This window comes from Clostridioides sp. GD02377 (assembly GCF_045899875.1).
GTDB classification, from domain to species: Bacteria; Bacillota; Clostridia; order Peptostreptococcales; family Peptostreptococcaceae; genus Clostridioides; species Clostridioides difficile_A.
The window spans coordinates 49,986-56,964 of the sequence record NZ_JBJODA010000023.1 but is presented as its reverse complement, the minus strand read 5'-3'; the positions used below and the strand labels follow the sequence as shown (position 1 = coordinate 56,964).

Genomic DNA, 6,979 nt, shown 5'->3' with positions numbered 1-6,979 from the left:
CATAAATGCGAGTATAAATATACTAAAAGAAGGATTAAGACTAATAACAGTTTAAAATAAATAACTTATGTAAGAACCGTAGGAACTATGGGGATAGCCTGTGGAGAATTAGTAAGACATATTTTAGTATGCAAAATTCTATGAAGCAGGAACCCTGTGACTTTAGTCATGGGAGGTTCAGATATTGTACTTACTAGCAAATAATAAGGGAAGAGTATATAGTACAGAAGAAATATTTGAAAAGGTATGGAAAGAGAAATATTATCAATCTAATAATACTGTAATGGTCCATATGAGTAGAATAAGAGATAAAATTGAAAAATATACAGATGGAGAAAAAATAATTCATACTGTATGGGGAGTAGGATATAAAATTGAAAAATAAAAGCTTATTAAATCATATGTTTCGTCCTATAATAGATTTTGCAATAAGTTGCATTATTACTTTAATAATTATGTTAACAAGCATTTATATAATAAAATTGTTATATGTTAATACTCATTTATCTACAATTAATTATCTTGTATATAATTTAAGAGATTTAAGAGCATCTATGGGAGAGGGATTGTTTTATCCATCTTTATTTCTAATTTCATCGTTAGCAATTTACTCTTTAATATCATACAAGAGAAATAAGCAAGTTGTAGATTTTATAAAAAAAGCTAGTAAAAAGAATCAGAAGTTAGAAGTTATTTTAGATGCTGTAAATTCAATGGATGAAAGTGATTTGCAAAAGAATATAGATATCGAGTATGATTTAGAAGAATTAAAGGATAAAGAAGTTGATGATATTGATGAACTAGCACATAAAATTAATAGTATTATTCATCAACTTAGAAACATAACTGTTGAAGAGAGACAAGCTCAGCAAACCAAAACAGATTTAATAACAAATGTGTCACATGATTTAAGAACACCTTTGACATCAATAATGGGTTATTTAGGATTGATAGAAGAAGGTAAGTATAAAGATGAAGTACAGATGATGTATTATGTTAATATTGCATATGAAAAATCGAAAAATTTAAATGTACTCATAAATGATTTGTTTGAACTTACTAAAATGCAAAACAATACAATGAGATTAAATAAGATAGAAATAAATTTAGTAGAGTTATTAAGTCAGATAGTATCTCAATTTGAAATTTATTTTAAGCAGGAATTTATGGTTAGTAGAGTTAATTTTAATGAAGAAAAATTAATTGTAAAAGCTGACCCAAATAAATTAGTAAGAGTATTTGAGAATCTTATGACTAATGCTATGAAGTATGGAAAAGATGGGCTCTATGTAGATATAGTCACAGAGAAAAAAGAAGATATGGCGATTGTAAAGGTCATAAATTATGGAGAACCAATTCCAGTATTAGATTTACCAAATATATTTGACAGATTTTATAGAGTTGAAAAGTCAAGAAATAGAAATGCTGGAGGGTCTGGGTTGGGTCTTGCAATCACAAAGAACATTGTAAACTTACATGGTGGAGAAATCACTGTTTCAAGCAATAAACATCAAACTGTATTTGAGGTACAACTGCCAATAATACAATCAGTTGAGTTATAAAATAAAAGTATAATTAGATGTATAAATAATATAGCGATAAAGTGTTTACAAAAATAAAAAAGTAATATATAATTTAAGTCAGTTTAATAAGATACTTATCAAGAGTTAGGGGAGAGAGTTAGCTCAGTGATCCTATACCAACCTTTTATTAGGTGGTCCTGCTAACAACGATGAGACGATTTGAAATAATATACTCTTCTTATCAATAATGGATAGGGGGAGTTTTTTTTAGAATTAATGTAATGAATTTAAAAGATAATGGAGGATTAAATAATGGAAAAAGTGGAAAGTTTTAAGTTAGACCATACAAAAGTAAAAGCTCCTTTTGTAAGAAAATGTAGCGTACTTGATGGAGTAAAGGGAGATAAGGTAAGTAAATTTGACCTAAGATTTTTACAACCAAATGTAGAGAGTTTTGGAACTGCTGCTATGCATGGTTTAGAGCATCTGTTAGCAACTTATTTAAGAGATACATTAGAGGGAGTAATAGACTTATCTCCAATGGGATGTAGAACAGGATTTTATTTAATACTATGGGGAGATGTAGATGCCAATACAGTTAAGGTTGGTTTAGAAGAAGCATTAAAAAAAGTGGTTGAATCAGATGAAATGCCAGCAGCTACAGCAATAGAATGTGGGAACTACAGAGATTTATCTTTATTTGGAGCAAAAGAATACGCAAAAGATGTTTTGGACAAAGGATTTTCTTTAAACATATATGGAGAATAATTTAATTGAAAAAGGAAATATAAACATAAATCAAAGTGAAGTTTTAAGATACTTACAATACAGAGGTCAAGAGATAGATAAAGACCTTAAAGATACTATTGATGAATGTGTAGATATAACTAAAAATAAAATAAATCCTAGATATTTATCTAGGATTTATCCTATTAAAATAAATAAAGATAATGTTGTAGAGTTAGAGGGGACAAATTTAACATTAGAAAGTAAAGATATATATGAACTTTTAAAAGAATGTAATGAATGTGTAATTATGGCAGCTACATTAGGATTAGAGATAGAAAAAGAAATAAAAAGACATTCTTATTCAGATTTAACAAAAGGACTAATAATAGATTCATGTGGAACAACAGCAATAGAAGAAGTATGTGACATCATTCAAGATAATGTAGAAAAGGTTTTTTTAGAACAAAATAAATTTATAACTATGCGATATAGTCCAGGATATGGAGATTTACCAATAGAAAAAAATATAGATATATTAAATGTGTTAAATGCTCAAAAACAAATAGGTTTAACAATTACTTCCAATGGGATTATGATACCTAGAAAGTCAGTAGTGGCTATCATAGGTATTTCTAATATAAAAATAGATGAATCTAAAAAAGAAAAATCGTGTGAAAATTGTAAAAACTATAGAAACTGTACATATAGAAAAGGAGAGAATTCTTGTGGAAATAAGACAATATCTTAAGAATAATATACTAATATTTGATGGTGCAATGGGAACAATGCTTCAACAAAAAGGTTTAAAGTTAGGTGAAAACCCAGAAGTGTTTGGTATTCAAAATCCAGACAAACTTATAGAAATACATACCTCATATTTAGAGGCAGGTTCAAACGTAATTCTTACAAATACTTTTGGATGTAATGAGCTAAAATTAGATAGTAACTATACAGTAGAAGAAGTGATTGATAATGCTGTTTTAGTGGCTAGGAAAGCTATAGAAAATGTAGATAAAACTAAACCTAGATATGTAGCATTAGATATTGGGCCTATAGGAGAGATGTTAGAGCCTATGGGGACTTTAAGTTTTGATAGAGCATATGAAATATTTAAAAGACAAGTATTACAGGGCGCAAAATCTGGTGTTGATGTGATAGTAATAGAGACTATGATGGATTTATATGAAGCTAAAGCAGCTGTATTAGCTGCAAAGGAAAATTCTGACTTACCTGTTTTCTGTACTATGACATTTGATGAAGGAGGAAGAAGTTTTACTGGATGTATGCCAGAGAGTATGGTGGCTACTATAGAAGGATTGGGTGTTGATGCAATAGGAGTAAACTGTTCATTAGGACCGAAACAACTTTTACCAATAGTAAAAAAAATAGTATCAAGAGCTACAATACCTGTGATGGTTCAAGCAAATGCTGGTTTACCAAATATAGTTGATGGAGAGGCTATATATGATGTTGATGCAAAAGAGTTTTTTGAAGGTGTTAAGAAATTCGTTGAGGTTGGTGCTACTATAATAGGTGGATGCTGTGGTACAAATCCAAGCTTTATAAAAGAAATATCTGATAATATAAATTCTGTTGTAAAGGGAAATATAGAGAAAATTGACAAATGTGTAGTTTGTTCACCATCAAAATTTGTAGAAGTAGAATCACCTATAGTTGTTGGAGAAAGATTGAATCCTACAGGAAGAAAATCTCTTCAAGAAGCATTGAAAAATGAAAATTTAGATTATGCAATAAACTTAGGACTAGAACAAGTAAATGCTGGGGCACAAATATTAGGAGTAAATGTTGGTTTACCAGAGGTAGATGAGAAAAAATTAATGCCAAAATTAATAAGAGAAATACAGGCAGTAGTAGATACACCTTTACAAGTCGATTCTTCCAATGTAGAGGCATTAGAACAAGGGCTTAGATATTATAATGGTAGAACAATAGTAAACTCTGTAAATGGCAAAGAGGAGTCTTTAGAAAGTATATTACCAATAGTCAAAAAGTATGGTTCATGTGTAGTTGGACTTACTCTTGATGAAAAAGGTATACCTAAAAAAGCTGAAGAAAGATTTGAAATAGCAAAAAGAATAGTAGATAGAGCAGTTTCTTATGGAATAAAGCCAAAAGATATATTTATAGATTGTTTATCATTAACTGTGTCAGCACAACAAGAGGAAGCAATAGAGACGATAAAGGCTATAACAATGGTAAAGACATTGGGAGTAAAAACTATTTTAGGTGTTTCAAATATTTCATTCGGACTTCCAAATAGAAAAGCACTTAATGCTTCTTTTCTAACATTAGCTTTAGGAGCAGGTCTTGATTTAGCAATTATAAATCCAAATGAATATAGTATGATGGAGGCTATTAACTCTTTTAGAATCTTAAATAATACAGATAAAGGATGTATCAAATATATAAATCAATATAGCAATATAAATAATTCAAAAAAATCAGACTCTTCTACGAAAACTGACAAAGATTTGTCTCTAGATGTTTTAGTTGAAAGAGGATTAAAAGATGAAGCAAAAAGTGTAACACTGAATCTTTTGAAGGAAAAGGATGAAAATTATATATTAGATGAGATTTTAATTCCTGCCCTTGATAAAGTAGGAAAGAGATATGATAGTGGAGATATATTCTTACCACAATTGATTCAATCAGCAGAGACAGTTAAAGCTTCATTAAATACAATAAAGGAAACTTTATTAAGTAAAAGTAGTGATAATGTATCTAAAGGAAAAATAATAGTTGCCACAGTAAAAGGCGATATCCATGATATTGGAAAAAATATAGTAAAAATAATGCTAGAAAATTATGGATATGAAGTTATAGATTTAGGGAAAGATGTTCCAATTGAAGAAGTAGTAGAAGTAGCCAAAAAAAGAAATATAAAATTAGTAGGATTAAGTGCACTTATGACTACAACTGTTCAAAGCATGAAAGATACGATTCAAGCATTAAGAGATAATGATATAAATGCGAAAGTATTTGTAGGAGGTGCAGTTTTGACAGAAGAATATGCAGAAGAAATGGGTGCTGACTATTATTCAAAGGATGCAAAATCTGCTGTTGAAATAGCAAAGTTAAATTTTTAGCATGTAAATTAAAATAAAGGTTTTACTAAATAGGATATTTTATATATAATATAGATATAAGTTTTAGATACTTATGTTTGAAACAATAGGAATTAATCTATAAAAATGAGATTAATTAATATAAAAAAATATTTATCATCAACATTAAAAAGGGCTGGGAAGTCTGGTATAACTTCCATCAGCCCTTTTTAGTTAAAGCATAGATTAAAAAGCCCAGTTGCCATTTTTAAAAATTTGTATTTGCTTTCCATCATAAGTTTCTCCTATAATATCCATATCATCAGACCCAATCATAAAGTCTACATGTGTTAAGCTATCATTTACACCATATTCATCCAATTCTTCATCTTTTAAATTGTTTCCACCATCTAGACAAGTTCTGTAAGCAGAACCAATTGCAAAATGGCAAGAAGCATTCTCATCATATAGAGTATTATAAAAAATTATATCTGTATTGGATATTGGTGAGTTGTATGGAACAAGAGCAACTTCTCCTAAATATTGAGAACCTTCATCTGTTTCAATAAGTTTCTTTAAAGTTTCAAGTCCTTTTTCAGCAGAAAAATCTATTATTTTTCCATCTTTAAAAGTTAAGAAGAAATTATCAATTATATTTCCACCATAAACAAGAGGTTTAGTACTATAAACAGTTCCATTCACTTTAAACTTATGTGGCATTCCAAAAATTTCTTCTGTTGGGATGTTAGGATTAAAGCTTATTCCATTAGGGTCTTTAGATGCTCCACTTAACCAAATATGACCTTTTGGCAAATCTAAAGTCAAATCAGTTTTTGAAGATTTATATTTTAAAGTTTTAAAATTATTTTTATTTAAGAAATCCATTTTAGACTTAAGATTTTTATTATGTTCCTCCCATGCTTTTATAGGGTCCTGACCATCTACTCTTGAACACTTAAATATAGCATCCCATAATTCTTCTATTGCTTTTTCTTCTGATAAATTTGGAAATACTTTTTTTGCCCATGCTTTTGTTGGCACAGAAACTATGCTCCATTTACACTTATCAGTTAGAGTATAAGAACGCCATTCTTTTAAAGCCTTACCAGATGCTTTTTGAAAATTTGCCACCCTTTCAGGGTCAACGTCTTTTAGTAAGTCAGGATTTTGAGCATATACTGATAAAAATGCCCCACCTTCTTTTGCTATATCTACATATTGTTCTGCTGTCCATTTTGGGAACTCATGAAATGCTTCATCTGGAGCATATAAATACTTAATAAGAGCACTTTCTTCATCAGACCATTCTATATATACATTTTTAGCACCACATTTATATGCTTCTTTAAGTGCATTTCTTGCAAAATCAGCACATTCTATTGGTGATTTTATAAGTAAAGTTTGACCTGGCTGTATGTTAATCCCGACCTTGATTGCCAATTCAGCATATTTCTCTAAATTTCTATTTAAATCCATGTTTATCCTCCTATATTTTTAATATTGAATAACCTATAAAGTATTATAACATTACTTAGATTTTGGGTCATATTTAAAATATTTATACTCTATAAACTAAGAAATAAAAAATATCTATTTTAATTAAAACAGATTGTTTAGAAGCACAAACTTAATTGGAAGAATATTTTTTGTTGATATTAGTAT

General features: G+C 29.0%; 5 protein-coding genes and 1 pseudogene. 5 read left to right on the top strand and 1 reads right to left on the bottom strand.

Going from position 1 to position 6,979, the window contains the following annotated elements; genetic code table 11:
- Positions 1-172 precede the first annotated feature (172 nt).
- The 5 genes and pseudogenes from Q3304_RS17960 to Q3304_RS17940 all read left to right on the top strand — a co-directional run.
- Positions 173-385 (top strand): annotated as a pseudogene (locus Q3304_RS17960) (helix-turn-helix domain-containing protein); the annotation flags it as partial.
- A complete protein-coding gene (locus Q3304_RS17955) occupies positions 375-1,562 on the top strand; it encodes a sensor histidine kinase (RefSeq protein WP_407815160.1) in 1,188 nt (395 codons plus the stop codon). The pseudogene Q3304_RS17960 and the gene Q3304_RS17955, both read left to right, overlap by 11 nt.
- A gap of 273 nt (positions 1,563-1,835) precedes the next feature.
- Entirely contained in the window at positions 1,836-2,291 is a 456-nt protein-coding gene (locus tag Q3304_RS17950; RefSeq protein ID WP_021386558.1) for an S-ribosylhomocysteine lyase, read from the top strand.
- Positions 2,281-3,000 carry a vitamin B12 dependent-methionine synthase activation domain-containing protein gene (locus tag Q3304_RS17945; protein ID WP_074178765.1) on the top strand — a complete coding sequence of 240 codons (720 nt, stop codon included), beginning with the start codon at positions 2,281-2,283 and terminating at the stop codon, positions 2,998-3,000. The genes Q3304_RS17950 and Q3304_RS17945 overlap by 11 nt, the downstream gene beginning before the upstream one ends.
- Positions 2,978-5,359: a homocysteine S-methyltransferase family protein gene (locus tag Q3304_RS17940; protein WP_407815159.1), complete on the top strand. Its 2,382-nt coding sequence runs from the start codon at positions 2,978-2,980 to the stop codon at positions 5,357-5,359. Before Q3304_RS17945 ends, Q3304_RS17940 begins: the two co-directional genes overlap by 23 nt.
- Before the next feature lie 204 nt (positions 5,360-5,563).
- On the opposite strand, the gene Q3304_RS17935 is transcribed toward Q3304_RS17940, so the two are convergent.
- A complete protein-coding gene (locus Q3304_RS17935) occupies positions 5,564-6,793 on the bottom strand; it encodes an aminopeptidase (protein WP_223153288.1) in 1,230 nt (409 codons plus the stop codon).
- Positions 6,794-6,979 lie beyond the last annotated feature (186 nt).